This window comes from Microcystis sp. LEGE 08355 (assembly GCF_015207185.1).
Lineage (GTDB): Bacteria > Cyanobacteriota > Cyanobacteriia > Cyanobacteriales > Microcystaceae > Microcystis > Microcystis panniformis.
Window position 1 is genome coordinate 1 of the sequence record NZ_JADEXI010000791.1, and the last position, 1,727, is coordinate 1,727.

Genomic DNA, 1,727 nt, shown 5'->3' on the forward strand with positions numbered 1-1,727 from the left:
ATTTTGAGGGAGTCAATTACCTAATTTTTAGGGAAAAAGTCTCAGAATTTTCCCCCCAATCACTCCAATGGTCGGCACTTTTTGAGAGAAAAAAAGTCTAAAAACCTTGTTGGATAAGGTTTTTAGATTTATTCAGGAAACCCTAACTACCTGTTGCCTCTTGCCTATCGATCCTTTGTCCGTCTCCATTCCCCCAACCCTGCAGCCTGGAAAAATAGCGATGAAAGAGACCAACAAAGACAACAAACAACTTTTATTAATCGACGATGACCCAAATTTAATACTTTTGGTGAAAGATTATCTAGAGTTTCGTGGTTATAGGGTGACAACCGCAGAAAACGGTCCCGAAGCCCTAGAAATCCTCGAACGCGGGGCAAATGCGGCCAAAGCAAGGGAAATGCCCGATATCATTATCTGTGATCTGATCATGCCGGAAATGGATGGTTATGCCTTCCTCGAAACAATTCGTCAGGACAGTCGTTTTAGTGGTCTTCCCGTGATTTTTCTCTCCCCTAAGGATCAAAGTCAGGACAAGGTGACAGGTTTAACCGCCGGGGCTGATTTTTATATGGTTAAACCCTTTGAACCGGAAGAATTAGTGGCCCTGGTGGAGTCTTCCCTCAAACAAGCGGGCCGGTTGCCGAAACGCATCACCCGCATCCATTCCGAGGATGTCACCCCTGTTCAGGTTCCGGGTGATGTGGAATTAACCCCAACGGAGTTAAAAGTAGTACAATTGGTCGCCCAAGGACTGGTTAATCGGGAAATCGCCGCAAAACTCAATGTTAGTCAACGGACAATTGAAAGTCATGTGTCGAATATGCTTCATAAAACTGGTCTTCATAATCGCACGGAATTGACCCAATGGGCGATCAAAAGTAATAAGCTGTTGACTATCTAGGGTTTGCGGCAAAAAGTTTTTTAGCATACCCTCAATAGTCAACAACTTATCAGGGTTTAGTGTCAGGTGATTGTCAACTCAGCTTTTTTTGGCATTAAACATCCCTGAGATTGTCCTGGTCTGCTAGTTGCGATCGCTCTTTTTCCAGGGCCAATTCCGTTTCCAATTCTTGGCTGAGGAAATAGTTGAGGAAAGTTCGGTTGACATCCTCACCGCCGTAAACGGACGGTGATTCCCTACAGATCAAACAAACTTAATTGAACGACCGACCGCTGGGTTGACGCTTCACGGGATGCCGCTACCTTAGCAGTAGTCTCACGCTTTCCTCCACGCCCGTTTAAAGTCTCCGATTGCCCACCGGCGACCTTGATATTAATTGCGGCGTTCACGTCCCTATCATGGAAAGTCCCACAGAAAAGACATTCCCACTCACGGATATTTAACGCTTTCTTACCGCCGATATTCCCACAACAGGAACATCTCTGAGACGTTGGCTCCCATCGGGAAATTATCCGAAAATCACGCCCATATTTATCAGATTTTGCCGATAGCATATCTCGGAAAGAACGCCATCCTAAATCTGATATGGCACGGGATAACTTGCGATTTTTAACCATTCCCGATGTGTTTAAATCCTCTAAAATTATCGTTTGATTTTCACGAACAACTCTAGTGGATAGTTTCTGCAAGAAATCAGTGCGAGTGTCTTTAATCTTTGCATGGATTTTAGCCACTCGTTTTCTGGCTTTTTCCCGTCGTTTACTCCCTTTCTGCTTTCTAGAAAGGTTTTTCTGTGCTTTTCTTAGTCGTTTTAATCGTTTTTTTA

Annotated in this window: 2 protein-coding genes; one reads left to right on the forward strand and one right to left on the reverse strand. The window is 44.2% G+C overall.

The window, feature by feature from the left end; all coding sequences use genetic code 11:
• The first annotated feature begins 220 nt into the window (after nucleotides 1-220).
• Nucleotides 221-901 (forward strand): response regulator transcription factor, encoded by a 681-nt coding sequence (locus IQ242_RS24050; protein WP_193961686.1) that lies wholly within the window; start codon nucleotides 221-223, stop codon nucleotides 899-901.
• A gap of 236 nt (nucleotides 902-1,137) precedes the next feature.
• On the opposite strand, the gene IQ242_RS24060 is transcribed toward IQ242_RS24050, so the two are convergent.
• Nucleotides 1,138-1,727: RNA-guided endonuclease TnpB family protein (locus IQ242_RS24060; protein ID WP_193961687.1), on the reverse strand; the 590-nt coding region annotated here is incomplete at its 5' end.